The organism is Endozoicomonas sp. YOMI1, assembly GCF_024606345.1.
Taxonomy (GTDB): Bacteria; Pseudomonadota; Gammaproteobacteria; order Pseudomonadales; family Endozoicomonadaceae; genus Endozoicomonas.
Genome location: NZ_JAHHPM010000360.1, coordinates 1 through 1,328, shown reverse-complemented (window position 1 = coordinate 1,328; position 1,328 = coordinate 1). Strand labels below are relative to the sequence as shown.

At 49.5% G+C, this 1,328-nt stretch carries 1 protein-coding gene; it reads right to left on the bottom strand.

Annotated features, from left to right (window positions below; all coding sequences use genetic code 11):
- Nucleotides 1-574: 574 nt before the first annotated feature.
- Nucleotides 575-1,186, bottom strand: coding sequence for a hypothetical protein (locus KDK15_RS12945; protein ID WP_257295797.1), 612 nt, complete (start codon nucleotides 1,184-1,186; stop codon nucleotides 575-577).
- Between the last annotated feature and the right edge of the window lie 142 nt (nucleotides 1,187-1,328).

The window sequence follows — 1,328 nt, the reverse complement described above, 5'->3', positions numbered from 1 at the left end:
AGTAAGGCCACAGACTGCTGTTTTCAAGGGCTGATGGGTTTTCGGACAAGCACTACTTACAAATCGCCAGCATAAACCTGCCCAAAGATGAACGCTATTCAGGCAGTCTGGCAGGAACAGGTTTATTCGCAGAATGGCGGGACATGACGAAAGCGTTCCGGGCTCCATCCTTGACAGAAGAATAAATCAAACTGAAACGGCAACACTCGAAGCTTAAACTCCATTACAGCGAACTCTGCCACTGTGACAGTGGCGAGCAATACAAGAAGTGCGGTAAGAATGTGGGTTTAGGAATTGTCCCTGAATTATTTCCCTATTTCCGTTCACCCTGAGCTTGTCGAAGGGGGGTGCCAGCGGACTTCGACAAGCTCAGTCCGAACGAAGCCCGGGACTGAAAACAGGGAAGTTAAGTAGCTAACCATATGAAATCGAATATTTCTGACTCCTTGTGCCGGCACTCTGCTTCGTTACAACTCCGGTCACATAGCTACGGCTATGCTCCCTCCGTTGTGCCTCGCATAGTACCAGCCCAAGAAGCCAGAAATATTCGATTCCATATGGCCAGCTACTTATTTCAGGACAATTCCTTATTGGCCTGATCACCAGGCACTTCATAAAAAGCATCAGTACCCAGCAAAGGGATGTATTGGCTGGCCAGTGCGCTCAAATCGCCCGAGCCTTTCAGGGATATCCAGTCCTCAATGCTGCCCAGGAAACAGAAGCGCTGTGCATGAAACTGTCGCTTGGTATCATCAACCAATTCAAAACGCAGAACCGGCATAAAGCGGCTATTCCGGACCATCTTTTCCATGTAATCTGGCTTCAGGTTCCCGAGCCATCCGGCTTCCTTCATCTCTCTTGCCGTATCTCCTGCAGAGGATTCAAACACGGTCGCATACTGCTGGTGGCAATCCATAAGGTAACGGAAAGACTCTTTCAGGGCTGCCAGTGCAGAAACTATGTACTGCTGCTCCGACTCCGTGATTAACCCGGGTATCGCCTTGCGCAGGAAGACCTGACCATTTTCAGGCCGTTCATAGATTTCAAACCCCTCAGGAATCGTACTGATTTGCTCTGCCTCAGCCTTCTTTTGACCCGAAAAATAGTAGCGGGGCTTGCCGGTACGGGTGACACCCTGATAAAGGAAATACGTTTTCCCTGTCCGGTTGGTATATGGCAGCGACACGATTATTTTCTCCTGTCGGTGGGTGATGAATGGTTCCAACGGGTATTTGTAGATATAGCATCACCAGCTACCGACCATTTGACCAAGAACTTTAATCGTCCACCAATTCCGTGGATAACCCGGTGAACAACCCGTGGGATAG